Genomic DNA, 25,519 nt, shown 5'->3' with positions numbered 1-25,519 from the left:
ACAAAGCAAGGGCAGGACCATGTGAGGGGGCTCTATGTTCGTCGAAGTGCTTGATATCCTTTGCAGTTTTAAGAGAGAAAAATCGCGAATTTGACCTTTTTTGTGTACACTCTTTGTTGTGCCCAAAAGACAGGCATATTTTCTCAAAATTTTTGCAGCCACCGTGCTTAAAAGAAGTTATACGAAGAGCCTATGATTCACTTATCGAACATCACCAAACAGCAAGGTAACAAAGTTCTCTATCGCAACGGATCTTTTCAGATCAATGCCGGAGAAAAAATCGGTCTGGTCGGCCCCAATGGTGCCGGTAAAACCACCATTTTCCGCATTATCATGGGCGAAGAGGGCATTGACGGCGGGATGATTTCCAAGTCCGATCGCACGGTGATTGGTTACTTTTCCCAGAACATCGAAGAGATGAAAGGGAAGTCCGCTATTGAAGAAGTGAAATCGGCGGTGGGTAACATCGGTGATATGCAAACCCGTATGCAGGAATGCGAAGTCAAACTGGCAGACCCGGATTTGGACCCTGATGAAATGATGAAGATTCTGGAAGTGTACGGCGAGATGCAGGCGGAATTTGAACGTCTGGGCGGTTATGACCTGGAATCCCGTGCCGCAGAAATTTTGACTGGTCTTGGTATTGGGCCGGATGACTATCATCGTCCGACAGAAAGTTTTTCCGGCGGTTGGAAGATGCGTATCGCGCTGGCCAAAATTCTGGCGCTGAATCCTGAAGTCTTACTGATGGACGAGCCGACGAATCACCTGGACGTGGAATCCATCGTCTGGCTGGAAGAGTGGCTGGTGAACTTCAAGGGCGCGATTCTGATGACAAGCCACGATCGTGATTTCATGAATCGTCTGGTTGGAAAAATTGTCGAGATCGCCAATAAAACTATCACGGTTTACGGCGGTAACTATGACTTCTATGAAAAAGAACGCGACATCCGCAAGGAACAATTGATCGCAGCGGCCAAACGTCAAGAGGACATGCTGGCGAAAGAGGAAGAATTCATTGCGCGCTTTGCCGCCCGTGCTTCCCACGCCGCGCAAGTTCAGTCCCGAGTGAAGAAGCTTGAAAAAATTGATCGTATCGAAATTCCTGAAGAGGAAGCTGAAATCAAATTTGAATGGCCGGTGCCACCGCGTGGTGGGGACGAGGTTGTCAAGTTTGAGGGACTTTCCAAAGTTTGGAAGCGTGATGACGGCAAGGAAAAAATGGTTTTCTCCGGAGCGAACGCTTTGGTGAAGCGCATGGACCGTATTGCGGTGGTCGGAGTCAACGGTGCCGGTAAATCCACTTTGTTGAAGATTGTGGCCGGTCATGCTGACCCGACAGACGGGAAGGTGGCGCTGGGGGCTTCCATCAATGTGGGGTATTTCTCTCAAAACTCTTTGGATGTTTTGGACCCGAAGATGACTATCGTTGATGAAGTTCATTCGCGCATGCCGAATGCGGGCCTGGGAACTGTGCGAAGTCTTTTGGGGGCCTTTAAGTTCTCTGGCGAAGAGGCGGAAAAAAAGATTTCCATCCTTTCCGGGGGTGAAAAATCCCGTGTTGTGCTGGCGTGTATTCTGGCGCAACCGGTGAACTTCCTGATTCTGGATGAACCGACGAATCACCTGGATATCAAATCCCGTGAGTTGCTTTTGGAAGCCATCAAGGACTTCCCGGGAACAGTTATGATCGTAAGCCACGATCGTCACTTCCTGCGTGCCGTGACCACTCGTGTGTTCGAGGTTGATAAAAATCAACTGCGTATCTACGAAGGTGACTACGAATACTATCACCACAAGAAACAGCAGGAGCTTCGCGGCTAGTGAACGCGCAGCGGGACTGAATCCCTGAACCTTGTCTCGAAATGGGATTGGGTTCTGCCGTTTATGCCAGAATGATTCATCTACATTAAATCCTCCATCCCAGGGCAGAATTATCACCGGGCTTCATCAAGCTTCCCGAAAGTCCTGCCGAAAAGTTCTACGAAATAACCGAATATAGAACGTAGGTGGTGGTTATGAATTCAGAAATGGGTGCATTTGCGCTGAGGCAGGTGCTTGCCTCGATGGCTGTTCTGGGGCCGATACTTATCCTGGTGGGCCTGTGCTACTTCCTTTTCAATCAGGATCGACGCAGTATCATCATGTATATCGGTGGTGGTCTGGTGTTGACGGTGATTGGGGTGGCTTGTCTGTACTCGGAACTGCGCACAGAGGACTCGCGCGCTTTGGATCGTGAGGCCGAGGTGCAGGAACGAGCGGACTCTCTGGTCAGTGAATCCGCTCAAAAATAAGTTAGTGAGTTTTAACCTCAGTCCAGGCGTCTTCAAAGAGTTTGTTCTTATCGCCTTGATCCTGAATGCGTTCCAGCTTTTTCAGGGTTTCTTCATCCGGGAAAAGGGCTTTGTTGTTTTGCAGTTCTTTCGGCAAAGCGGCTCGGGTGTTCTTTAGTACCGGTCCCCCCAAAATGGTTTTTACGCGATTGATTTCCGCTTGTTCGCTAAGCAGGAAGTTAATCAGCTTGTGAGCCGCTTCTGAATGTTTTGCGCCTTTCACAATCACCAGATTGTCGATGGCAAAGGTGCCACCTTCCTCTGGCAGAATATATTCAATCTTACCCGGAGACTTTTCTGCCGCCTGAAGGGCGTCAGAGGAATACGTCTGTGCTGCGGCGACCTCTTTGTTGTTCAGAATGTCGATCGTGTCAGAGGCAAACATTTTCAGGGATTTCTTGGCCTTCAGAAGACTTTGTTTGGCTTTGTTAATTTCTTCAGGGTGGGTGCTGTTGACGCTGAACCCGTGCATTTTCAAAGCCGCCCCCAGAGTTTCGCGAACGTCATCGAGCAGGGCGAACTTGCCTTTTAGTTGTGAATTATCCAGAAGATCCTTCCAGCTTTTGATCGGCCCTTTGTAAAGATCACGGTTCACCGCGATGCCTGCCGTCGTCCAGATGTACGGTAAAGAGAACTTATTTTCCGGATCGAAGTTCTGTTTCAGGAACTTATCGGCAATCAGAGTTTTGTTAGGAATCTGTTCGGATTTCAACGGTTCCAGCAGGTTCATCTTGGACATGACTTCGACCATGTAATCCGAAGGCACGGCGACATCAATGCCGGAAGAACCCATTTGCATCTTGGCCAGCAGTTCTTCATTCGAGGAATAGTTGGAAATGTTGATTTTGATGCCGGTTTCTTTTTCAAACTGAGCCTGAAGTTCCGGGGAAAGATAGTTGCCCCAGATGGACAGATTCACTTCCTTGGCGTCGCTGGTTTCCGCTGATTTTTTTGTACATCCCGCAAGAAGCCCACAAAGAACCAGTCCGGCCATCAATATTCTCGACATTTTTTTAATTCCTTCATATTGTTAAAAGCATGTTGGAACTTCTGAATATCGGCAAAAGTTTTTCCAGTCAAACGGCGTTGAAGGGAATTAATCTTTCCATCGGCGAAGGGGAGTTCTTTTCCCTTCTGGGACCCAGTGGATGTGGAAAGACAACACTCTTAAGAATTATTGCCGGTCTGGAGTCGGCCACTGGCGGACAGATTCTGCTGGACGGTCAGCGTGTGGATCAGCTTCCAGCTCAAAAGCGTCCTTTCAATATGGTTTTTCAGCGCTATGCCTTGTTTCCGCACATGAGTGTCGGGGAAAATATCGCCTATGGACTGCGCCTGCGGGGATTGTCGAAAGATGCGATCGAAGCCAAGGTTGCAGAGGTTCTGGCTTTGGTTGATATGGGGGAGTTCCGTGATCGCAAGCCTGATACTTTGTCCGGAGGGCAAAGCCAACGCGTGGCCGTGGCTCGTGCCTTGGTGAATGAACCCCGGGTTCTTCTTTTGGATGAACCGCTGTCGGCTTTGGATCACAAAATGCGCGAACACATGCAAAAAGAACTTCGCGCTTTACAGCAAAAGCTGGGACTGACGTTCATTTGTGTCACTCACGATCAGGAAGAGGCTTTGGCTCTTTCTGACCGCATTGGCATCATGAGCCGGGGAGTTCTGGAACAAGTCAGCTCGCCTCGTGAAATCTATGAAAGCCCGGAAACCATCTTTGCTGCCCAGTTCGTGGAATCCACCAGTATGTTGCGTGGGGAACTGGTGGAGGTCAGCGAGGACCTGGCCACCATCCGTTTGGGGGATGGCAGTTTGATCAAGGGTAAAATCAATGTGCCGTCGGACCAAATTCGTCTGGGAATGAGCATTGAGGCCTATGTTCGTAAGGCCATGGTTTTTGGAGAGCGCGCGAAGTGAAGCTGCGCGATTTTTTTCTTTTGCCTGCGGCTTTGTGGTTTACGGTCTTTATTCTGCTGCCGTTGCTGATTGTTGTTATTGTCAGCTTTGCCACCCGGGGCACATACGGAGGGATCGAATGGTCATGGACGTTGCAAAATTATTCCCGGGCTTTTTCCCCGACCTATCTGGGGATCTTTCTTGAAAGCTTTCAACTGGCGTTGGTGACCACGGTGGTCTGCCTGGTGTTGGGGGTTCTGATTTCCTGGGCGATGGCCACGGCTTCCCCAAAGCTTCGTCAGGTTTATTTGATGGCGATAGTTCTGCCTTTTTTGACCAATCTGGTGATTCGTATTTATGCCATTCGTATGTTTGTCGGTGCCGAGGGGCCCTTGCAGGCGGGGCTTGAATTGTTGGGGATTCCCTTTGATCCCTATGCGCTGACTCAGAATAAAGTACTGGTGCTGTATGGGATGGTGACGACCTATCTGCCGTTTATGGTGCTGCCTTTGTATGGGGCGTTTGAAAAGTTTGATTTTTCCCTGGTTGAAGCGGCTCAGGATTTGGGGGCGGGGCTGTGGAAAATTCTTTTCTCTGTGATCCTGCCGAATCTGAAAACCGCGTTGTGGGCGGGGGCTTTGCTGGTGTTTATTCCCTCTTTGGGGGAATACGTGATTCCCGACCTTCTGGGCGGGGCGAAGAACATGCTGTATGGAAACCTGATCACCGAACAGTTTTTGAAATCCCGGGATTGGCCTTTTGGGGCGGCGCTGTCTGTACTGATGATGGTGCTGCTTTTGGCGATGGCGGCTTTGTTCCGTTTGCGGGAGGCTCGTCATGACAAGTAATGCAGAACGCCGTCGTCCCGCAGCGCCTCGAACTGCAACAGTGGTTTTGTGGCTGACATTGCTTTTGTTGCACACACCGATTGTGGTGATGATTGTGGGTGCGTTGATTGAAAAAAAACCGACGGCATGGAGCTGGACGCTGCGCTGGTTTGCGGAAGTGATCTTGGATCAGGCCCTGATGGATGCACTGGTGAACAGTTTAAAGGTGGGGTTCGCTGCCAGCGTGTTTTCAACTTTGATCGGAACAGCGGCGGTGGTGGGTTTATACCGTTCCGCCGGAATGTGGAAATGGGCTGTGGAAGGTCTGTCGGTGGTGTCGTTGATTTTCCCGGAAATTGTTTTCGCCCTATCGCTGTTATCGCTGTTCTTCGTTTTGAAATTTGAACTGGGTCTTTTGACGGTGGTGATTGCCCATGTCAGCTTCAGTATTTCCTATGTGATGATGACTGTGGGCGCGCGCCTGGCCACCCTGGACCGGTCTTACGAAGATGCTGCACGTGATCTGGGTGCCAGCGAATGGCAAAGCTATCGCACGGTGGTGTTGCCGTTGCTTTTGCCGTCTATTTTGGGTGGCTTTATCCTGAGCTTTCTTTTGTCCTTTGATGATTTTCTGATTACTTATTTTGTAAACGGGGTCGGCAAGGACACACTGCCGGTGAAGCTTTACACAGCGATGAAGCTGGGGGTCAGTCCGAAGTTGAATGCTTTGTCCAGTTTGATGTTTGTTATGACTTTGCTGGCGCTGATTTTCTTCTTCCGTTCTTCCGCGTTCCGTGTTTTCTTTGAGTCTGGCCGGAGGACTCATGGAGAAAACACAAAGAAAGAAAATTCTTAGCTGGGCGTTTTATGACTGGGCCAACAGTGCCTATTCAACGACCGTCATGGCGGCCTTCTTCCCGGTGTTCCTTAAACAGTATTGGAGTGTGGGGGCGGACCCGATAGTCACCACGGCACGTTTGGGTGTGACGATTTCTGCCTCCAGTCTGGCGGTGGCCTTGATGAGTCCGACCTTGGGGGTTATCGCCGACATGAAAGGCTATAAAAAGCTTTTCTGTATGCTCTTTACTATCATGGGTGTGATTTCCTGTGCCTGGATGGGTTTTATTCCCAGTGGGGATTGGGTCAGCGCTCTGTGGGCTTATGCTTTGGCTTTGTTTGCCTTTAATGCCAGCAGTGTGTTTTACGATTCTTTGCTGCCTTATGTGGCGCCACCACGTTACATGGACTATGCCTCCAGTCTGGGCTACTCGCTGGGGTATCTGGGGGGCGGCCTGTTGTTGCTGTTAAATGTTCTGATGGCGTTGCAGCCGCAAAGCTTTGGTATTCCTGATGCGACGGCGGCAACGAAGTTGTCGTTTATGATGGTGTCGGTGTGGTGGCTGGCGTTTTCTTTGCCGTTGTTTAAAAATATCCCCGAACCACAAGGGGGGCGTTCATCCCACAATGTCTGGAAGCTGACTCGAAGCAGTTTGCAGACGCTTAAGAAAACGTTGAAAGAACTTCTGCGCGAGCGAAATTTATTTTTGTTCATGGCTGCTTATTGGCTTTATATCGACGGTGTTTACACGGTCATGACGATGGCGGTGGACTATGGAATTTCCATCGGCTTTGAATCCAAGGATCTTATTGCGGCTTTGTTGATCACTCAGTTTATCGGATTCCCCTGTGCGTATTTGTTTGGAACCATGACCGGACGCTGGGGTACGAAAAAGCCCATTCTGGTTTGTATCATTGTCTATGGTATTACGGTGATTGCGGCGACGCAGATGTCAGCTGCATGGCATTTTTATTTGCTGGCTGTGGTGATTGGAATGGTTCAGGGCGGGGTGCAGTCGCTCAGTCGTTCCATGTTCGGTCGTATGATTCCGAAAGAAACCAGTGGTGAATACTTTGGTTTGTTCAATCTGGTGGGTCGGTTTGCCTCTATTTTAGGCCCTTTGGTGGTCGCAGGCGGGGCTTTATTAACAGGAAGCTCACGTCTGGGTATGGTGGGGCTTCTGGTGCTGTTTGTGATTGGTGGTGGCCTGTTGGCGATGGTGAAGGAACCAGAGCGCCTGTAAGGGGCTTGAGCTTACCTTTTTACCGAGAATTCTGATAATGGTGGACTTTGCGCGGGGATAGCGACATAACCCTCCGATATGACTTACAATCCTCGCGATCACTACTTTAGAAAAGCCAAACAGGAAAACTTTGCGGCTCGTTCCGTCTTCAAGTTGGAAGAGATCGACAAGAAATTCAAAATGTTCAAGCCGGGGCAGGTGGTGCTGGATTTGGGAGCTTCTCCGGGGTCCTGGTCACAGTATGCTTCCAAAGTGTCTGGCGAAAAAGGCCGGGTGCTGGGTGTGGATTTAAGCCCGGTCACCGTGAAGTTGAAAAACGCGGTTTTCATTCAAGCTGATTTGCGTGATTTGAATCTGGAAGAAATTTTTAAAGAACACGGTTTTGAACCTCCATTTGATATTGTGATGTCGGACATGGCTCCAAAGACCACGGGCATTCGTATGACAGATCAGGCGCGTTCCATGGAGCTGTGTGAACTGGCGCTGGATGTGGCCCGTCGCTTTTTGAAAAAAGACGGTCATTTTGTCTGCAAACTTTTTCACAGCGATGACTTTGGCAAGCTTCGTGATGAAATGAAAAAGACTTTTGCCAAAGTGGAGGCCGTGAAGCCGGACTCCACCCGTAAGATTTCCAAAGAGATCTTTTTAGTAGGCCTTAGTAAGCGATGATTCGCATCGTATTTGAAAATTCTCATTTTGTTATCTGTGACAAGCCTCATGGAGTTCTTTCCACACCCAGTCGTTTTGAAGAGGACGATGAACGTCAGTGTCTGGGGACGGCTTTGCAAAAATCTCTGGGTGTGCAGATTTACCCTGTGAATCGTCTGGATTTTGAAGTGTCCGGCCTGATCGTTTATGCCAAAACTGCAGAGGCCCATCGCAAAGGCAATGCGTGGTTTGAACACAAAGAGGTCAGCAAGACTTATCGTGCACTGACCACAGGGCAAAGCTACGCTCATATTCCCGCCAATGTTGCCAATCCACGAGTGACACTGAACCTAGAGTTGGGGAACACTTTTGAATGGCGCAGTCGTGTCTTGCGAGGCAAGCGTCGTGCGTATGAAAGCCCTCAAGGGAAGGATTGTCTGACGTTGGCCAAATACCAAGGCCAGCGCGGATCTCAGCAGGTTTGGGACTTGAATCCTGTCACTGGACGTTCGCATCAGTTGCGCTTTGATCTTAGTCGTCATGGTTTTCCGATTGTCGGTGATAAGCTTTATGGCTCCAATGTGGAACTGGACGCGAACCAGATTGCTCTTCGCTCTTACAGAATTGATTTCTCGCGTGCAAATGGAGCCTCAGCTCTAGGGCTTCCGGACGTGATTGAGATCGAAGCACTTTGATTCTTAAAACCTTTGCAAAATGTCATGTATGGCAGCTCATGTAAAAAGAGTTTGCACGAAGTCTGTGAATAGTTCTTAATAAACGCATGAGTATGGATTCGGTTTCTGAGTATCGTTCTGAGGTGGGTGAGGTCATGGACTATATCCGCCATATCTTCAAAGCCCTGCGTGTGTCATCCAGCCAATTTGAAAAAGAGCTGGGCCTGAGTGCGGCGCAGATATTCGTTATGAAAAAACTGAAGAAGGAGCCGGGTTTGTCCATCAACGACCTCGCGCTGAGGACCACGACACATCAAAGTTCCGTGTCAGTCGTGGTTAAGAAGTTGGAAGAACAAGGACTTGTATCCCGCATGATATCCAAAGAAGACTCCCGTAAAGTGGTGGTCTCTCTCACTTCCTCCGGTCTGGAGAAGCTCAACGAAATCCCTCGTACAATTCAGGAAGAGATGCTCGATGCTCTTCAAAAAATGAATCCCGAAAAAACTGCTGTGCTTGCTCAGGTGATGAAAGAGTTTGTATCCAATGCAGGAATCATTGAGGGCACTCCAGCTCCGATGATTGGTGAAATTCAGCGCGGGGAAAAATCCTAAATTTCCCTTTTGATTTGTTCAAGATAGGTTTTGATGAAGGCGATGCGATGCTCGCCTTCTTTTTTTGCCGCTGATGTGTTCAGGTGATCCACCAGTTTGAATAGCTTTTGGAAAAAGTGATCAATGCCATAGCTTTTGTCATCCAAAGCCCGGCTTTCCGCCCAGGGGTCTTCTTCAGCGTAAAAGGGGCGGGTCATTTGGGTGGAGATGGCAAAGCAGCGGGCAATACCAATGGCTCCCAGACTGTCCAGACGATCGGCATCCTGTACAATTTTAGCTTCACGAGTAGTGGGCTTGATGCCGGCACTGAAGCTGTGGGCTTCGATGGCGTGACGGATTTCCTCGAAATGGTCTTCGGGGTAGTTTACGGATTTCAGATATTCCACTGCGGCCTCGGCGGAAAGTTGCGAGGCATAAGGGCGACGGGGATCACTCTTGGGAACGTTGACGTAGTCATGAAAAAAGGCGGCGGGCATGACGATTTCCCAGTTGGCGCCTTCGGATTCTGTCAGTTGTTTGGCGGTGTTCACTACACGCATGATATGAAGATAGTCATGCGCGGGATCGGTGCTGGGATAAAGCACACGAGCCTTGTTGCTGAACAGATGAAACCACTTTTTTTCCTCAAAAGCCATGAACCAATCCTATCTTAGGGTTCTGTGACTCTCACCATGGGACCGGTCAGTTTGTCAAAAAACGCTGTTAATGGCTGGTCGGAATAACCATCGACATGATCGAAGGTGACAAAGCCATAGCCGCCCAGACCCCAGTCCTCACCCCAGGAGTTTTTAAACAGGAAGACTTTTTTCTCGTCATCATAACCGACGATCAGCACGGCATGACCACCGCAGGAGATTTTGCCGGAATTACATTGTTCGTCGATTTCCGGTGAATACGTAAAGGTGCCCTTCTTATCATTGATATGAGGAATAGCGACCTTCAAAGTCACAACCACCGGACGGTTCTGATCCAGTTCCTGCATGAAAAGTGCGGACCATGGACGACGCACCCACATCTGAGTCAGAATCTTCGTGCGCAGACTGCGATAGTCCACGCGGGCAATGTTCTTTTTGCCCAGATTATAGAACTCATCCTGTTCGGCAGACAGCGGCTGAGTGAAGTCCGGGCTGCTGACCTGATAAGGCAGTTGATGCTCTTGATAAAAGCTCATGCCGTTGGAAAACTGAGTCAGCAGATCATAGGTGTTGCCAAATTCAACTTCAGGACGCCACGGGGACAGAACCTTGTGGCGGAAGATTTCATATTCTTCGGAGATATCAAATTCCTGACCGAATTGGGTCTTGAGAGTGGATTCCACCAACGCGTTCACGGCAAAGTAAGCACAGGTGTCGCGATTTTTTTGGTTTTTGACCGGAGTTTGCAAGTGACGCAAATCCACTTGTTTGGCCAAGGCCTGCTCCAGCAAAAAACTGCAAAGCAGAACCAGTGTCAAAATCACCCGTGTGATCAATATCTTCATTAAAATTCCCCCGAAACCATACTGACTTGTGGCTGGCACAAGCGATGCGGCGAAGATAGCTGAAGACGTGGGGATTTTAAACTGTCAAAAATCTATACATGCGAAATGTTCACGGTGGCAGTTTATTCTGCCTCGGGCAGATTGATCAGCGTGTTTTGATAGGGGGCGGGCTCCCACAGTTCAATCCGGTGACCTTCAGGATCATACAGCCATGCAAAAGATCCAAAGTCATTTTCCACCACCTGATCTTCCACACGAATACCCTGAGCATTCAGTTGCCGAAGCAGGGCGGGAAGCTGGTCCACACGGAATTGAACGGCGGCGGGTTCAGAGGAAGGACTGAAATCCTGCGTGTCCACCTTGGGTAGTTTGCCCAGAATATTTTCGCACCAGGAATAAAGGTATTCATTGCTTGCCATGGGTTTATTTTCAAAGCCGATGGTGGCACTGGCAACAGGGATTCCCGTGTTCTGCAAAGAAGCAGAAATCTAATTGTTGGCCGGCTGGCGCAGGGCTTTGCACCAGTCAGGATGTTTTTTTGTTCCACCATCGTAGGCATAGGCCAGATTGTTCTTTATCAGAATTTCTGACAACGAACGGCCATCGACCATCACGTCAGCCAGAATGCGGAAGTACTTATCACGCTGGACATTGTGCAGTTCCACGCTTTTGGCGTTTTTCAAAGTGCTGGCCACCAGATTGCGCGCTATGCGTCCGGCCTCTTTTTCACATTTGTTTTTGGTGCGCACTTCCGGGGTGTCGATCCCCAGAACCCGCACACTGATTTTCTTTCCGATCAAAGCGGGCACATCCGGAATATTCACCGTCAAGGTGTCGCCATCATAGTTTTTCAGCACTTCCACACAGCGAAAGGTTTTGTCATCGTGCTGGCAGGAAGGGGGAGCTGATGATGATGCCAGGCTTGTGTCAGAAGCTTGCAGGCTTTGCGAGCAGGCCGTCAGGGTCAGGATCAGAAAAGCCGAGGTGAGGAACGTGCGTAGAGAAGTATTCATCTTTTTAGTCTATGTGATCTTTAACAGAAGGGCAAGACACCTCCGTTTGAGCTTTACTCCAGATTCAGACCGGCCTGCAGACTGGAAATGCGAGTCTGTGAACGGATTTTCTTACTTAACAGACGGTCCTTGATCCCCTTGCTGACCAGAACTTTTTTAATATCCTGTGGTGTCAGGGTTTCCCAAGGATGGCGCAGCATCAAAGCTGCCGCCAGACCACTGACCCAGGCCGTTGCCTGCGAAGTTCCGCTCATATAGCCGTACTTGCCATCAGGAAGAGCGGAAAAGATATTCTTTCCCGGCGCCGCAATATCCACCGAGCGTGTGCCAAAGTTACTGCTGGCCAGAAGGCGTTTTTGTGAATCCATTGCCGCCACTGAGATGATATTGGTCAGCTTATAACCTGCGGGATAATAGCCAACCACATCGGTATTACGCCCTTCATTGCCGGCGGCAGCGACAAACAGAATGCCCTGATCCTGGGCTTCGCGAATCGCAGCCTCTTCCATGGGGCTTCTTTCGTCGCCACCGCCGGAATAGTTAATAATATCCGCTTTCATGCGGGTGGCATAGCGAATGGCCTTTACAGTATTCAAAAGGTTGTCGCTCGCCGAAATGGACGGGTCATAATACTTAAGAATCATAAACTTCACGCGGGAAGATCCGGCCTGTTGCTGAATAATCCCGGCCACATGAGTGCCATGACCATGATGGTCTGACAGGTCATGATTGTTGGAAACAAAGTTCCATCCGTGGAGATCCCCGGCAAATCCATTGCCATCGTTATCTTTTTGATTGTTCTTTTCCCGTGGATTGCTCCACAGGTTGTCCTTGATAAGCGGATGACTCACATCCACACCCGTATCAATGATTGCCACCACAATATCGCGATCAAGACTTTCTTGAGAGAAAGAGTTCATCGACATCCCCAAAAATGTAGTTACGAAAAACAGAATTGCCTTCATGCAGAAGCACTAAAGCAAGGGCAGGGCCAGCATCAGACATGGATGATTTTCTTCTGAGCTGGAAATGTACTGCGAGTGTTTAGAAATCTCTGAACATAAAAAAAGCCCGAACGTTTGTTCAGGCTTTTCTGGTCACTAATAGTATGTGGACGACTGTCTGAAAGTTAGACAGCCCTTAAGCAACACGTTTGATCTGGGACTCTTTGGCGACGGTGTACTTGTTACGACCCGTTTGTTTGGACTCGTACAGGGCCTCATCAGCTCTTTTATAGAGTGAATCGGCTTTTTCCCCCGGCAAAACCTCCGCAATACCCATGGAGATAGTGAAGCGGATTTCATAGTTCTCGTGAACGAAGACCTCTTTACGGATGCGGTTCATGGCTTCTTCCGCCATGCGAGTGGCCGCTTCGCTGTTACAGCCCGGCAGAATCACTGCAAACTCCTCACCCCCCAAACGGGCAATGAAGTCCTCCTCGCGCGAGAAGCTTTCCTGAATCAGGCGCACACATTCCTTCAGGACAAAGTCCCCGATGTCATGCCCGTAGGTGTCGTTGATCTTTTTAAAGAAGTCGATATCCATAATAATCAACGTCATGGGATCTTTGTCGATTTCATGCAGTTGCAGATAGCGACGCACTTGTTCGTCATAGCTGCGACGATTGTGAGCCCCGGTCAAATGGTCCTTGCGCATGGTGGTGTTGGCCTCCATAAGCTGCTTTTTAACCGTGGTCAGGCTCTTTTTGATAGTCTCCATGCGCTTGGATCTGCGGTCATTGTGAGCGCTTTGGTGTTTCAGATAGAAGTTAATGAACTCGCGCGATTTCATGCGCAGCTCTTCAATCGAATTGGATTCTACCGCTTCGCGCAGCTGTTCCAGACTTTGATTGACGTCGCCCGAGGCGGCATTCTGTTCCTGAATCTCTTCGCTGAGGTGATCGGCGAAATCCCAGATGATGCGTTTGAAATCATCAAAAGTGTTTTGCACATAACTGTATTCGTCAATGCGGTAGCTGGAAATAAACTGACGGATTTCAAACAGAACACGCTCGGTGTCCTGACCGTTGGGATTCACCAGTTCTTTGGCAAAGCCGTCCAGCTTGTTGCGCACCTTGCGCACAGAGTGGTTTTGAATTTCAAAAAGATGTTTATTGAAAACATCCAAGATGAAGAGCAAGGTGGCTCGCTCTTCAGAGAGGCTCGGGACGCTTTTGCCCTTTTCAACGTCACCTGCAGAACCCCAGTCCATGTCAAATTGCTCAACGAGCTTCTTTACCCACTGTTTCAAGTAAGCCTCCTGGGAAGGATACAACACTATTTTATCGGAGCAGAAGGCCCCGGTCTTAAGGGGACTTGGGGCTGAATCTGTTCTGCAGGTCTCAGGTTGAAACAAAAAAGTGAAACCTTGCACAGATGACAGATTGACTCATCTTGAGAATTTCTTTTTTTTCGTTGGAAGATGCTTTTTAGCAGTTGTGGCCGACTGAATATTCTGTCCTGACAGAAAGATTCCTATGATAAAGCCCTGAATAAGGAGTCAATCATGGGACGTTCTGCCAATCTAAGTGGACCTGATTTTTCCAAAGGTATTGATGCTGGACAGATTTCCGAAGGACAAAAACTGTTGGGTTATGTGGGGGATGAGCCTGTCCTGCTGGTGCAGCATGAAGACGAATACTTCGCCGTCGCAGCGACATGTTCCCATTATGGCGGCCCTTTGCATGAAGGTCTGATTGTCGGGGAAACCGTTCACTGTCCCTGGCACCATGCCTGTTTTGATCTGCGCACCGGGGATGCGCTGAAGGCTCCGGCCCTTAATCCGATCACGGCCTGGAATGTGGAAATGCGTGCGGGAAAGATATATGTCACCAATAAAAAGGCTTCAAGTCTTCGTCCACGGGAATGGAGCGAATCCCAACGATACGTTATTGTAGGTGCGGGGGCGGCTGGAACTGCTGCGGCGATCATGTTGCGCAAGCACGGGTTTATCGGTTCTCTTTCTGTTGTCACGGAAGATAAGAATCTGCCTTACGACCGGCCCAATCTGTCCAAGGACTATCTGGCCGGAAACGCCCCGGAAGAATGGGTGTCACTGGAGGCAGAAGAATTCTATCAGCAGAACAAGATCCATTTCGAGCTCGCGGCCAAGGTGGAAAAAATAGATTCTCATCGCCGCAGTGTCTTTTTATCCAATGGAAAAACCCTGCGCTATGACCGTCTGCTGTTAGCGACCGGAGGGGAACCGATCAAACCGAAAATCCCCGGCGTCGAAAAGCCTCAGGTGTATTATCTCAGAACCCTGCAGGACTGTCGGCGTATTATCGGCCGGACAACCTGGGCTCAGAAGGTGGTTGTCGTTGGTGCCGGGTTTATTGGGCTGGAAGCTGCGGCCGCCCTTCGTCAGCGCAACCTCGAGGTGCATGTTGTGGCTCCGGAGGAAATGCCGCTTTTGCGGGTGGTTGGAGTCCACGTCGGCAGTGTTTTAAAGAAGCTGCATGAAGAACACGGTGTTCACTTTCATCTGGGCCATGGGGTGAAGGAAATTCGCGAGCGCAGTGTCCTGCTGGACAGTGGGGAAAGCGTGGATTGTGATTTTGTGATCGTCGGCACCGGGATTCGCCCAAATACCTCTTTAGCTGAACAGGCCGGATGCTGGGTGGAAAATGGCGTGCTGGTGAATGAATATCTTGAAACCAGTGTGCCCGGAATTTATGCCGCAGGTGATATCGCCCGCTGGCCGGATCCACGCAGCGAACGCACCATCCGGGTGGAACACTGGGAAGTGGCAGAACGTCAGGGGCAGACGGCGGCCTTGAACATGATGGGTGATCGGGTGAAGTTTCAGGATGTGCCGTTCTTCTGGACCAAGCACTACGATCTGACTTTGGGGTATGTCGGCTATTCGGACCGCTTTGACAGAATGGATGTAATGGGGGATCTGGACAGCCGGGATTTTGCAGTTGCCTTTTATGAGGATCAAAGAGTCGCTGCTGTATTGACCGTGGGACGGGATATGGAAAGCCTGATGGTGGAAGATGCCTTCAGTCGTTTTGACGACCGCAAGCTTCATGAGGTCCTGCGTTCAGAAGATCACCATGCCCCGCCATCCTAGCGGGGTATGATGAAGCAGATTGTTAATGAGCGTGTTGGGACGGGGACATGGTTTCATGAAAGTCGATATCCAGGGTGATATCGGCTTTTAAAAGTTTTGAGACCGGACAGTTCACTTTTGCATCCTGAGCAATGGATTCAAAAAGTTTTTTGTCGATGCCGGGAACCTGCGCACGCAGCTTCAGCCTGGAACTGTTGATGGTGAAACCATCACCGTTTTTTTCGATGGTAACGGTGGCGGACACATCCAGAGTGTCGGCATTGAAACCTTTTTTCGCCAGGGCTCCGGACAGGGCCATGGCATAACAACCGGAATGAGCTGCCGCAATCAGCTCTTCGGGATTGGTGCCCGGAGCGCTCTCAAAACGGGTTGCAAAAGAATACGGAATATCTTTTAAGGCGCCACTTTCAGTATTGAGTGTGCCTTTGCCATACTGAAGATTGCCCTGCCAGCGGGCCGAAGCTTTGCGTTGCATGGATTCCTCCTTCAGAAAGGGGCCGCTACCGCGGTCCCTTTTTTCCACTTAAGAGATTGATAATAAAGCTGATGATCGCCAGGGCCAGGAAGACGAAAAGCAGCAGACGGCCGATTTCAACGGACAGTCCGGCAATTCCACCTGCGCCCAGAAGATAGGCAACGATCGCAATGACGAAAAATATGATGGCGGCTCTAAGCATGGGAATTCCTTTCTGTTGGGGCGGGAGAAGTCACGTGGATCACGGAATCCTCGAAGTTGTCCCGGGCACTGTTCATTTGCGAGGGGTATGGCACGGTTTCGCGCTGATGCCGACGGGAGGCTCTTTGCATCTCGTCCAGCTCCCACTCGTGGTAAATGATTTTTCCGGTTTCTTCCAGGGTACGGTGTTGCTCCGACATAGATCCTCCTGCGCTATGATGCTTAAAGAATCCGTGCGAAGGTGATTGAAGCCAAGATTTTGAAAGGAATTGTTTTAGAAAACAAATATGTGGCGAGGCAATCCCCGAGGGAAAGCAGAGACCACCTCGCCACGAGGGAACTTATTTGCAGAAGGACAGACTTTTCACCATGTCAGAAATAGGTGTGATTTTCTGGTATTTGCCACCGCTTTTCACGACAGCCCAGTAAGCTCCGGAACTGACCGTAATAGCGCCTTTGTTTTTGATCTGACGGGCCATAATACCAACGCCGCAGTAAAGATTCTTATACGGGTCCAGAATGGTTTTCCGTGGATCTTTGGAAGAAAGGTTTTTATCTTTGCTCCAGTCAAATTCACACCAGCGTGCCCACTGTACATCCTGATAAGACAACTGCAACAGGCCTTCGGAATAAACGGGGTTTCCGGTCACAGGGTCCGTGCCCATGGTGGTTTCATGCATGCGAGAGGTCGGGTCATAAGCACTTTCATACTTTGCCATCGCAGAGAAAAGGGCCGCCCAGACATTTGCACGCTGATTGTTGTCCAGACTGTTGTAGCGGGGACAGAAGCGGTCCATGTCATCTGCGCCACCTAACAGTGTATTCCAGTCCTCCAGGATGATCTTATGCAGATATTCACTCCATTGGCGGCGTTCGGGTTTGGTGGAGCTTTCCCAGGACAGTGCCTCTATTTTATAGGCGCCGGGGGTTTCAGGAACAGAGGGGACCGACGGTCCTGCGGGAGTTTCTGGTTCTGTGGGTTCTGGTGTTTCCGTGTTTCCCGGAGTTTCGGCACTGTTATTCCCATCGTCGATGGTGCTGGCCAGATCTTTGATGGAAGAAGTTGTCGGGGAGCACGCAGCGGCCAGAAGGAAGGCAATCGTGATTGCTGCCACGGACACCGTTTTGGTGAGATGTTTTGAGTTCGTCAATGGACCTCCACATAGCTGTGTGTTGTAGGCCCCTGCGGTAGAAACGGTAGAACGGTGCCGGCTAAACTTTGTTTCGTTCAAAAAAATGTCGCCGCTGTAAGATCAAGATGTACTTTCACATTACTTGAAGCCTTAAGACGGGTGTTAAAATTTAGGATGCAACATAAAAATTAGGACCAAAGACGAAGAAAAAGTGAGAGCAGTGCAAGAACTCCTCGACTATGGTGCAATCAGGGCATGAGTTTGGAAGCATACTTTCAAAAGTTAATAGAGCAGGCGGAATCGTCCGAGGAAATTTCCAACGCAGGCAAAGACAAGGACGGCTTCTATAAGCCCACTAAAACCATTCTGCTAAGACATCTGAATCTGTTGAGGGATCTGCACGGCAAGCCTTTGGCAAAGAAGATGTGTCAGGCCTCGTGGGCCTATGTGACCGAACATGTGCCGCCGGAATGGCTGATCGCCGGGCCAGAGGAAAAACAGGCATTAAAGAAAATGCTGGAATAAAAAAGCGCAGAAGAGTCTTTCTGCGCTTTTTGTTTTTTAGTTATGGCACTGAACAGTGGCGAAGTCCGTGTCCGGCAGACGATCCATCCACCAATCCACACAACCGCCAGAGTCATATTCGCTGCACTGGATTTCTTTGGCAGACAGGACGCCAGCAACACAAGTTCTTACGCGTGCGACAGAATCACAGGTGTAAGCAGGTCCCAGAGATTTGGTGGGATTTGCGCTGTAGTAAAGCTTCACGGTCAGGCCATCAGGGATGATCAGGCCATCCGCAGACACACAGTCCTGGGCGTGCGTGATTGAGGCCATAGCGAAAGACGCTGTCAGCGCCATCAAAAGTGCTTTCATGGGGTTCTCCTTGTTAGAATGCCTGCGCAATATAACGAAGATAAGCCGATGAGGTTGTCAGGAAATTGTCAGGGGCGTGTTTGAAGACGGTAGGGAACCTGTCGGTATTGCCGATGTCTTCAGCAATACCGACAGAAAAAGGTAATTTTAGTCAGCCTTGTAAGTGGCCGGGACGATCTGAGACTGTGCATCCTCGATGACGATATCGCGAACGGATTTGTTCTGTGGTGTGTACAGAATTAAATCTCCGGCACCGTAGCCCTTGATCAAAGACACTTCACTTGCGGAATCTCCGGCCAGCTCCAGAACTTCCGGTAGGTTGGTGTAGGCCTGTGCCATTGGATTGGCAGAGATCTTTTCCCATTTGTTTTCATGCGCACTTAGATAGTCATCGTACTCCACTGCGCCATTGTCATTGTGAGTGGTGGAGATCTTGATATTCAGTTCTCCCGTTGCGGCATAAGCAAGCAGGGAAATATCCGCTTCAATGATCGCCAGCGTGGAGTTGTCGAAAACTCCCATCGGACGCAGATCCAGAACCGCGTCTGTGTAGTCCTCTTTGGCTTTTTCCGGGTCTGTCGCGTATTGTGCTTCATATTGCTTGCGCATTTCGCGGGCTTGATTTCCATCCAGCAGCAGACTGACGAAGGTTTCCTCGGTCAGGCCCGGCAGGTCTGATGCCGGCATACCGGACAGTTCCTGATCGGCCTTGCCATCACCGTCAGCATCAATTTGCACGTTCACTTCGCAGCGGTGCCATGTAGTCATGCCTTCGAATAATTTGACAGCCACTTGAAGAACACGGCCACCGTCTTTTTCAATCACACGGTAACCGGCGGATTGCATGTCGCAATTGCGGTTGTGAGCCAGGTCGGGTTTGTTTTCTTTTTTACGGCTGTCAGAACCAATAAGGTTGAACAGATAAGCTTCCCCGGCATTGATGCTGGAGTTTTTTAATTGAAGCTCTGTCAGACTGCCGGCGCTGTCGCTTGCAGAAGTGGAGTGAACCACCAACGAGGTCGCTTCAATTTTGGAAATCTGACGAGCCACTGCCAAAGCCGGCAGGTGAGCCAGAACTTCTTTATCCGCAACTAGATTCAGGTAACCATCCAGTTCGTCGTTGGCAGAAGCCATCAGGGAGCCGGTGATTTTTGCCTTGATTAGAACTTTTTTACTTTCACCGGCAGCCAGAGTTACGGAAGGCGCGCTGATCTGCAAAGCCTTGTGCCCTGACCACTGAGGTGTCACCGTCACGGATTCAGAACTGATGTTTTTGATCGTGATTTCCTGAGCCAGTGTTTTTTGCTGTTCAATGTCTGTCAAGCCCAGGGACAAAGTCGCCGGGATCGTCACGATTTTGGCATTCAAAGATTCCGCCACCTGCACACGGCCAGCGCCCTGACGGCTGATAGAGTATGTTTTCTTGTCGGCGTCGTTGATAACTTTACCATGCGCCAGAAGAACAGATTTCAGTTCATAAGGATTCAATGCGGAATGTTTTTGCTTCAAAAGCGCCATCACGCCGGCAATATGCGGACCGGCCATGGATGTTCCGGACATGGTGACCCCTTTGTCACCAGCGCCGCGGGCTGCGGAAATAATATTTGTTCCCGGAGCTGAAATTTCAGGTTTGATCAAACCATCTTCAGAACGGGGACCGCGAGAGGAAAACGGAGAGATCGTGTCCACCAACCAGGCTTTTTCAATTTTTGCAGAACTCTTCAGGTCCGCAACAACAACCCCGGCTTTTAAAGCGTCTTTGATTTTGTTTGCTACATCCAGAGTGATCATCACCGCAGGAACAGTGAATTTGCCTTCACCGCCCATGACAATCGCATCACCCGGGGCATTGTTCGCGACGATCACAGCCAAAGCTCCGGCATCCTGACCGCGTTTGATTTTATCAGCAAAGGCCACCACACCACGGTCAATCAGGGCAATCTTGCCTTTGATCTTCGCTGCTGTTTCAGCGTCAAAATCTTTATCAGCCACGCCGACAAAGACCACCTCTGCCTTGGCTTGCGCAACTTCTTCCAGTGGTTTTGAAACAGCCCCTTCAATGGCCTCACCCAGAATAGAGCCTGAAGCGGCTGTGAATTCCACGGCAGGGAACAGAACGTTCTGGTTCATATTGTCGATACTGGAAGCCACAGAGATCGCATCATCAGACACGCCCGGCGCACCCACAATATAAGACTGATCCCCGGAGTTTCCTCCGGAAGCCACAACAATCGTTCCGCCACGCACCAGATTTTTGATTGCATGATTGTACATGATGTGGGGATTTCCGTAACCGCTGCCCAGGGACAGATTCACCACATCAAGTTGGTTGGCAAAGCTCAGATCCCCTTGAGGGTCCGCTGAATATTCCAAGGCTGCGATAACCACTTCGTCACTGGTGGATCCTTTGGCACCAAAAACCTTAATAGCATAGATATCCGCCTCCGGAGCAACACCATCATAAGTGTTTACCCCATCACCCAAACCAGCCACGGTTCCTGCAACGTGAGTCCCGTGGGTTGCTTCATCCAACGGATTGGCATCAGGAACTGGGATGCGTTTCATGTAATCCGGAGACCCGGAGTTATAGGCCGAACCAACCAGATCAATCCCGCCAACAACTTTTTTATTGGGGAAGGACGCGTGAGGTTGGGAAGGGTCCACGGCCGTGTAGGCTTCCTTGGTTCCTGCACCGCCGAACATTTTATGAGTGTAGTCCACACCAGTGTCGATGACGCCGACTTTCATTCCCTGACCTCGGATATTCTGTGCATAAGCAGCTTCGCTGCCAATGAACTTCACCGAGGTGTTGTTTCCGACCATGCCTTTTTCATTAATCTCTTCATCTTCCTGAGGACGAGAGAAAGATCCGGACTGTTCAGACATGGTGATATTCGGAAGAGCTTTAATTTTTTCAAAAACGGCTGCCGGAGCCCACAAAGCCATGCCGTTTAGAACGCGTTTATAGCGAATCAAAACACGGATTTCAGAGGAAATCTTTTGAAGCTCGGCAATGGTTTGTTCCTGCTCGGCTTCGATGGCTTTCAAAAGTTTTTTGTCGATGATGACCTTGCCATCTTTTTTTTGTGCCGTTTCAAGCAAGGCGGGATTGGAAAGCTTGACGATAAAGATATAAGGTTCTTCAACAGTGGGGCGTGTGCTGTACAGGCCTTCCAGGAAATCGGAATTAAAAATCTCGCCTTTGGGCGCCTGGGCAGATGGACTGCACGCAGTGAACAACAAAGCTGAAATTAGCAGGGATGAAAAATATTTTAGCTGTGTAGGTTTTTTTGATGCTCTCATTGTCCGCCTTTTTCGTTTTGGGTGTCAAAGCGACACCGAAATCGAGTTAATTTCTTACCAGTCGGACAATATTCCAAGAACCGTGCCGGGAATTTTGCCACCAGAATAGGCAGATTTTGTAGTGCTTTAGGGGGCTTAGAGCAAGAGAAATGGCGCTCAATACAGTGCGTTTTGTTACGCGAAAGGATGATTAAGGGGCCAGAATTTCGGCGACACCACTGAGGTCGTTCTTTTTATAGATAAATACCAAACTATCACGGGAAGGGACATAGCTAAGGCCGAACCCATCACAGGTCATTCCCGGCACGCCAGCCAGTGAAATCTCGCTTTCGACGCCGGAAGAAAGCTCTTTCTTATAAAGCTTGCCGTCCGAGCCACAATAGAAAATCACCTGAGAATTATTCGGGCGGCGATAGTAAGTCATCGCCCGCATATTCTGGGTGACGTTGGTGAAGGAGGCAACATTTCCGCCCGGAGGCAGTTGATAGATATTTTTTGTGCCTCGACGGGCATGAAGCCAGAATCCGTCAAGACTGTCATAGAAAGTGCGCAGGCTGGAATCAGCCGCACTGAAGGTGCAACTTGCAACAGCGGTTCCCGTGGCACAGTAGGCGGGATTGGTGTTGCTGTCGGTGCCCATGAAATGGCTTTGGCGGTAAGAGTCCGTTGAATCATAGATCTTCAACATGGATCGGTGAGTCCCTCCAATGGCGACATTCGACCAGTTGCTGACCAGCATCAGCTTGTTGTTTTCAAAAGCCAGCGGGGTGACGGTGGTGTTGAATTCGATGGATGTTCCCACCGTGTTGTCCGAGTTATAATAGTCAGCGGTGCCGCCACCGACGACACGGCTCCAGCGATTGGTAGAGCGATTCAACAGACCGATGTCCTTGTCATTGAAAATATAATAGAGATTTCCGTTGCTCTTATTCAGGATAAACTGACTGCTGCGGGGACTCATGCTGGTGGTGTGGGCATCCAGGCCGGTGTTCGGTTGCAGGGCATTGCCATTTCCGGCAATGGTGGTGATGGCTCCGCCAGCCACAGGGAATTCGCGGATGCGCGCGGCCCCGATATCCAAAGCGGTGGTTTTAAGAACGCCACCATCATTCCAGGTGTCCACAGAAGTGATGTTGGTAAAGCGGGCATTGATGGCGTCAAGATTGTCTCCGAAAGACAGGTTCTGTCCGGCTAACGTCAGCAGAGTGTTGTCGTCGCGTAAAGCGCGGATGGTGTTATTGTCAAACAGGTACATCTTGCCGTTGGCGTTGATGAAGGCGTCTTCCACGATCAGGCGGCACTCGGCGTTGAGCACATCCAGACTGTCTTCGCAGATGCCTTTTCCTTTTCCGGCGATGGCACTCCAGCTATTGGTGTTAGGGTCTAACTGATACACGACTCCGGCTTCGCGACGGACGAAGTAATTTTTAAAGTCTTTACCCAGAATGATCGCACCGTGCCCCAGAGCATTGACATTGCTGACGAAGTCTCCGTTCAAGTCAAAGTAGGCCTGGAAGTAGTTCCAACCGTTATTGTAAGTACAGTCGGCATCTGACGATGGCGGCGAAGTAAAGAAGGACACCAGATACTTGCTCAAGGTTCCGCTGGAATCCACCACCGGAGCCGCACTGAGCAGCGTGCAGTTCTTCACGTCAATTTCCGGATGTCCGGGAACCGCAGGTCCTTGGAAAGTGACGGAAGAAATAGAGTTCGTACTGTCATGAAAGATACGCAGACGGGTGGAGTTGGAGCCATTTTCCGGATACTTTTCGCTTTTAAAGATAAAGTCCCCATTCGGGAGCGGAGAGAACGTGGCATTTCCGAAGTTGAAGGAAGAACCGATATCGGTAAATTTCAGATTCAAAGGCGAAGCATAAGTCTGGCTTGCAGAATCGTTGCCACCCCCGATGATAGTTTGAATCTTCGGTGGATTTTCAGAAAGGTCAATACGACGAATGCGATCATAGTCCCAGACCAAAAGGCGATTTTGATAATCCAGATTAATTTTTAAAGGCGTCTTCGCGGTGGCATCGTAAACCGACCCACCATCGCCCGAGGTTGTTCCGGTGCGTTTTAAGAAGACTTTCAGCAATCCATCTGCCGGATCAATTTTCATAATCCCGGTATTGTCTGCGGATGGCGCATTCCCATTGGAAATTCTGGCAAGCCTTGGTGCCTCTGCGGCCTTGCATGCTTCTGACATTCCGTTCAACGGTCCAACAGCTGCGGTTCAAGTGGCTCGCGTGGATGGTCAGTTCATCGCCAACCCAACCCCACAGCAGATGGAAAAATCTGACATGGACATGATCGTTGCGGGAACTCGCAATGGTTTGTTGATGGTGGAAGGTGAGACAAAATTCATCTCTGAAGCAGACGCGTTGGCAGCTTTGAAGTTCGGTCACCAGTCCATCATCCCGCTGTTGAATGCACAGGATGAATTGCGTGAAAAAGCGGGCTCCGTTGCGAAGCGCGCTTTCACAGCTCCGGCTATTGATGCAGACTTCAAAGGTAAAGCTGAAGGCCTGTTGAGACCTAAAATTGCAGCGGCTCTTTCCATCAAGGAAAAACAAGACCGTTATGCAGCTGCCAACGAAGCGGCGGCTGAAGCTGAAAAGGCTCTTTTGGCAGACATCACTGACAAAGACGTTTTGAAGCAGCGTAAAAAAGAACTGAATTCCATCGTTGAAGATCTAAAATACCAGGAAGCTCGTTCCATGATTCTGGATCGCGCTGTTCGTATTGACGGCCGTGACGTGAAAACTGTACGTCCGATCGCGAACGAAGTGGGTATCCTGCCTCGCGCTCACGGTTCCGGTTTGTTCACTCGTGGTGAAACTCAGGTTCTGGGCACTGTGACTTTGGGTACGGCTGATGACGAACAAATGGTTGATTCATTGTTGGGTCTTCAGAAACGCAAGTTCATGCTTCACTACAACTTCCCTCCATACTCTGTGGGTGAAGTGGGTCGTATGACTGGTACCAGCCGTCGTGAGATCGGTCACGGTAACCTGGCTGAACGCGCGATCAAAGCGGTTCTTCCTGAGTTTGAAAAGTTCCCTTACACAATCCGTATCGTGTCCGAAGTTTTGGAATCCAACGGTTCTTCTTCCATGGGTACAGTTTGTTCCGGTATTATGGCGTTGCTTGACGCCGGTGTTCCTTTGAAAGCCAACGTTGCCGGTGTGGCAATGGGTCTGATTAAAGAAGGCGACCGCGTGGCAGTTCTTACTGATATCCTTGGTGATGAAGATCACTTGGGTGACATGGACTTCAAAGTGGCGGGTTCCCCAACGGGTATCACGGCTTTGCAAATGGACATCAAAATTGACTCTGTATCGTTTGAAGTGATGGAGCAGGCTTTGGCGCAAGCTAAAGAGGGCCGCGCTCACATTCTAAACGAAATGGAAAAAGTGATGAAAGTTCCTCGTGGTCAGATTTCTGAATTTGCACCGCGTATCGAAACTATCAAAATCAAACCAGACAAGATCCGTGAAGTGATCGGTTCTGGTGGTAAAGTGATCCGTGGTATCACTGAAGCTACAGGTGTTAAGATCGAAATCCAGGATGATGGTACGATCAACATCGCGTCCGCTGATCCAGAAGCAACGAAAAAAGCTATCGCCATGATCAACGACATCATCGCTGAAGCCGAAGTGGGCAAGACCTACAAAGGCCGCATCGTGAAGATCGCTGAATTCGGTGCTTTCGTTGAGATCCTGCCAAACACTCAAGGTCTTTTGCACATCTCTGAAATCGCCAACGAACGTGTACGCGCAGTCACTGACGTACTTAAAGAAGGTGAAATCATCGACGTTAAAGTTCTTGAAGTGGACCGCGCAGGTCGTATCAAGCTTTCCCGCAAGGCTTTGCTTCAGTAATTGTGACAGACACTAA

Annotated in this window: 26 protein-coding genes; 12 read left to right on the top strand and 14 right to left on the bottom strand. The window is 49.8% G+C overall.

Annotated features, from left to right (window positions below; translation table 11 throughout):
- Positions 1-192 precede the first annotated feature (192 nt).
- Positions 193-1,824 carry an ABC-F family ATP-binding cassette domain-containing protein gene (locus EZJ49_RS12655; protein WP_262552531.1) on the top strand — a complete coding sequence of 544 codons (1,632 nt, stop codon included), beginning with the start codon at positions 193-195 and terminating at the stop codon, positions 1,822-1,824.
- 194 nt (positions 1,825-2,018) lie between these two features.
- Positions 2,019-2,294 (top strand): hypothetical protein, encoded by a 276-nt coding sequence (locus EZJ49_RS12650; protein ID WP_262552529.1) that lies wholly within the window; start codon positions 2,019-2,021, stop codon positions 2,292-2,294.
- 1 nt (position 2,295) lies between these two features.
- Here EZJ49_RS12650 and EZJ49_RS12645 read toward each other — a convergent pair whose 3' ends face one another.
- On the bottom strand, positions 2,296-3,342 hold the full coding sequence (locus EZJ49_RS12645) for a spermidine/putrescine ABC transporter substrate-binding protein (RefSeq protein ID WP_262552528.1): 1,047 nt from the start codon (positions 3,340-3,342) through the stop codon (positions 2,296-2,298).
- Between the two features lie 29 nt (positions 3,343-3,371).
- On the opposite strand from EZJ49_RS12645, the gene EZJ49_RS12640 reads away from it, so the two are divergent.
- The 7 genes from EZJ49_RS12640 to EZJ49_RS12610 all read left to right on the top strand — a co-directional run bounded on the left by EZJ49_RS12640 (position 3,372) and on the right by EZJ49_RS12610 (position 9,070).
- Positions 3,372-4,250, top strand: a complete 879-nt coding sequence (locus EZJ49_RS12640; RefSeq protein ID WP_262552527.1) for an ABC transporter ATP-binding protein — start codon at positions 3,372-3,374, stop codon at positions 4,248-4,250.
- On the top strand, positions 4,247-5,077 hold the full coding sequence (locus tag EZJ49_RS12635; protein ID WP_262552526.1) for an ABC transporter permease: 831 nt from the start codon (positions 4,247-4,249) through the stop codon (positions 5,075-5,077). Before EZJ49_RS12640 ends, EZJ49_RS12635 begins: the two co-directional genes overlap by 4 nt.
- Positions 5,067-5,912, top strand: coding sequence for an ABC transporter permease (locus tag EZJ49_RS12630; protein ID WP_262552524.1), 846 nt, complete (start codon positions 5,067-5,069; stop codon positions 5,910-5,912). Before EZJ49_RS12635 ends, EZJ49_RS12630 begins: the two co-directional genes overlap by 11 nt.
- Entirely contained in the window at positions 5,881-7,137 is a 1,257-nt protein-coding gene (locus tag EZJ49_RS12625; RefSeq protein ID WP_262552523.1) for an MFS transporter, read from the top strand. The genes EZJ49_RS12630 and EZJ49_RS12625 overlap by 32 nt, the downstream gene beginning before the upstream one ends.
- Positions 7,138-7,215: 78 nt before the next feature.
- Positions 7,216-7,806, top strand: a complete 591-nt coding sequence (locus EZJ49_RS12620; protein WP_262552522.1) for an RlmE family RNA methyltransferase — start codon at positions 7,216-7,218, stop codon at positions 7,804-7,806.
- Complete coding sequence (locus tag EZJ49_RS12615; protein WP_262552521.1) at positions 7,803-8,480, top strand: RluA family pseudouridine synthase; 678 nt, start codon at positions 7,803-7,805, stop codon at positions 8,478-8,480. The genes EZJ49_RS12620 and EZJ49_RS12615 overlap by 4 nt, the downstream gene beginning before the upstream one ends.
- Before the next feature lie 92 nt (positions 8,481-8,572).
- Positions 8,573-9,070, top strand: coding sequence for a MarR family winged helix-turn-helix transcriptional regulator (locus EZJ49_RS12610; protein WP_262552520.1), 498 nt, complete (start codon positions 8,573-8,575; stop codon positions 9,068-9,070).
- Here EZJ49_RS12610 and EZJ49_RS12605 read toward each other — a convergent pair.
- The 6 genes from EZJ49_RS12605 to EZJ49_RS12580 form a co-directional block, all read right to left on the bottom strand.
- Positions 9,067-9,705 (bottom strand): HD domain-containing protein, encoded by a 639-nt coding sequence (locus tag EZJ49_RS12605; protein ID WP_262552518.1) that lies wholly within the window; start codon positions 9,703-9,705, stop codon positions 9,067-9,069. The two genes, EZJ49_RS12610 and EZJ49_RS12605, sit on opposite strands and share 4 nt — an antisense overlap.
- Positions 9,706-9,719: 14 nt before the next feature.
- The gene (locus EZJ49_RS12600) at positions 9,720-10,550 is read right to left on the bottom strand and encodes a C1 family peptidase (protein ID WP_262552517.1); all 831 of its coding nucleotides are present in this window, start codon (positions 10,548-10,550) and stop codon (positions 9,720-9,722) included.
- A gap of 122 nt (positions 10,551-10,672) precedes the next feature.
- Positions 10,673-11,026 carry a VOC family protein gene (locus tag EZJ49_RS12595; RefSeq protein ID WP_262552516.1) on the bottom strand — a complete coding sequence of 118 codons (354 nt, stop codon included), beginning with the start codon at positions 11,024-11,026 and terminating at the stop codon, positions 10,673-10,675.
- Between the two features lie 12 nt (positions 11,027-11,038).
- Positions 11,039-11,563 carry a thermonuclease family protein gene (locus tag EZJ49_RS12590; protein WP_262552515.1) on the bottom strand — a complete coding sequence of 175 codons (525 nt, stop codon included), beginning with the start codon at positions 11,561-11,563 and terminating at the stop codon, positions 11,039-11,041.
- A gap of 53 nt (positions 11,564-11,616) precedes the next feature.
- On the bottom strand, positions 11,617-12,483 hold the full coding sequence (locus tag EZJ49_RS12585) for a S8 family peptidase (RefSeq protein WP_262552514.1): 867 nt from the start codon (positions 12,481-12,483) through the stop codon (positions 11,617-11,619).
- 220 nt (positions 12,484-12,703) lie between these two features.
- Complete coding sequence (locus EZJ49_RS12580) at positions 12,704-13,813, bottom strand: GGDEF domain-containing protein (protein WP_262552513.1); 1,110 nt, start codon at positions 13,811-13,813, stop codon at positions 12,704-12,706.
- A gap of 255 nt (positions 13,814-14,068) precedes the next feature.
- On the opposite strand from EZJ49_RS12580, the gene EZJ49_RS12575 reads away from it, so the two are divergent.
- The gene (locus EZJ49_RS12575) at positions 14,069-15,637 is read left to right on the top strand and encodes an FAD-dependent oxidoreductase (RefSeq protein WP_262552512.1); all 1,569 of its coding nucleotides are present in this window, start codon (positions 14,069-14,071) and stop codon (positions 15,635-15,637) included.
- Positions 15,638-15,659: 22 nt separating this feature from the next.
- On the opposite strand, the gene EZJ49_RS12570 is transcribed toward EZJ49_RS12575, so the two are convergent.
- From EZJ49_RS12570 to EZJ49_RS12555, 4 genes are all read right to left on the bottom strand, one after another.
- Positions 15,660-16,112, bottom strand: a complete 453-nt coding sequence (locus EZJ49_RS12570; protein WP_262552511.1) for an OsmC family protein — start codon at positions 16,110-16,112, stop codon at positions 15,660-15,662.
- A 25-nt stretch (positions 16,113-16,137) separates the two neighbouring features.
- Entirely contained in the window at positions 16,138-16,314 is a 177-nt protein-coding gene (locus EZJ49_RS12565; RefSeq protein ID WP_262552510.1) for a DUF1328 domain-containing protein, read from the bottom strand.
- Complete coding sequence (locus EZJ49_RS12560) at positions 16,307-16,513, bottom strand: hypothetical protein (protein WP_262552509.1); 207 nt, start codon at positions 16,511-16,513, stop codon at positions 16,307-16,309. Before EZJ49_RS12560 ends, EZJ49_RS12565 begins: the two co-directional genes overlap by 8 nt.
- A gap of 141 nt (positions 16,514-16,654) precedes the next feature.
- Positions 16,655-17,464, bottom strand: coding sequence for a hypothetical protein (locus EZJ49_RS12555; protein ID WP_262552508.1), 810 nt, complete (start codon positions 17,462-17,464; stop codon positions 16,655-16,657).
- 237 nt (positions 17,465-17,701) lie between these two features.
- On the opposite strand from EZJ49_RS12555, the gene EZJ49_RS12550 reads away from it, so the two are divergent.
- On the top strand, positions 17,702-17,971 hold the full coding sequence (locus tag EZJ49_RS12550; protein WP_262552507.1) for a hypothetical protein: 270 nt from the start codon (positions 17,702-17,704) through the stop codon (positions 17,969-17,971).
- Between the two features lie 36 nt (positions 17,972-18,007).
- On the opposite strand, the gene EZJ49_RS12545 is transcribed toward EZJ49_RS12550, so the two are convergent.
- The 3 genes from EZJ49_RS12545 to EZJ49_RS12535 form a co-directional block, all read right to left on the bottom strand.
- Positions 18,008-18,322, bottom strand: coding sequence for a hypothetical protein (locus EZJ49_RS12545; RefSeq protein ID WP_262552506.1), 315 nt, complete (start codon positions 18,320-18,322; stop codon positions 18,008-18,010).
- Positions 18,323-18,469: 147 nt separating this feature from the next.
- On the bottom strand, positions 18,470-21,625 hold the full coding sequence (locus tag EZJ49_RS12540; RefSeq protein ID WP_262552505.1) for a S8 family serine peptidase: 3,156 nt from the start codon (positions 21,623-21,625) through the stop codon (positions 18,470-18,472).
- A 190-nt stretch (positions 21,626-21,815) separates the two neighbouring features.
- Positions 21,816-23,741 (bottom strand): hypothetical protein, encoded by a 1,926-nt coding sequence (locus EZJ49_RS12535; protein ID WP_262552504.1) that lies wholly within the window; start codon positions 23,739-23,741, stop codon positions 21,816-21,818.
- On the opposite strand from EZJ49_RS12535, the gene pnp reads away from it, so the two are divergent.
- On the top strand, positions 23,692-25,503 hold the full coding sequence (gene pnp / locus EZJ49_RS12530; protein ID WP_262552503.1) for a polyribonucleotide nucleotidyltransferase: 1,812 nt from the start codon (positions 23,692-23,694) through the stop codon (positions 25,501-25,503). The genes EZJ49_RS12535 and pnp overlap by 50 nt on opposite strands.
- Positions 25,504-25,519 lie beyond the last annotated feature (16 nt).

This window comes from Bdellovibrio bacteriovorus, from assembly GCF_025558485.1.
Lineage (GTDB): Bacteria > Bdellovibrionota > Bdellovibrionia > Bdellovibrionales > Bdellovibrionaceae > Bdellovibrio > Bdellovibrio bacteriovorus_G.
Note: the sequence above shows the minus strand (reverse complement) of the source record. Positions and strands in the feature narration are given on the sequence as shown.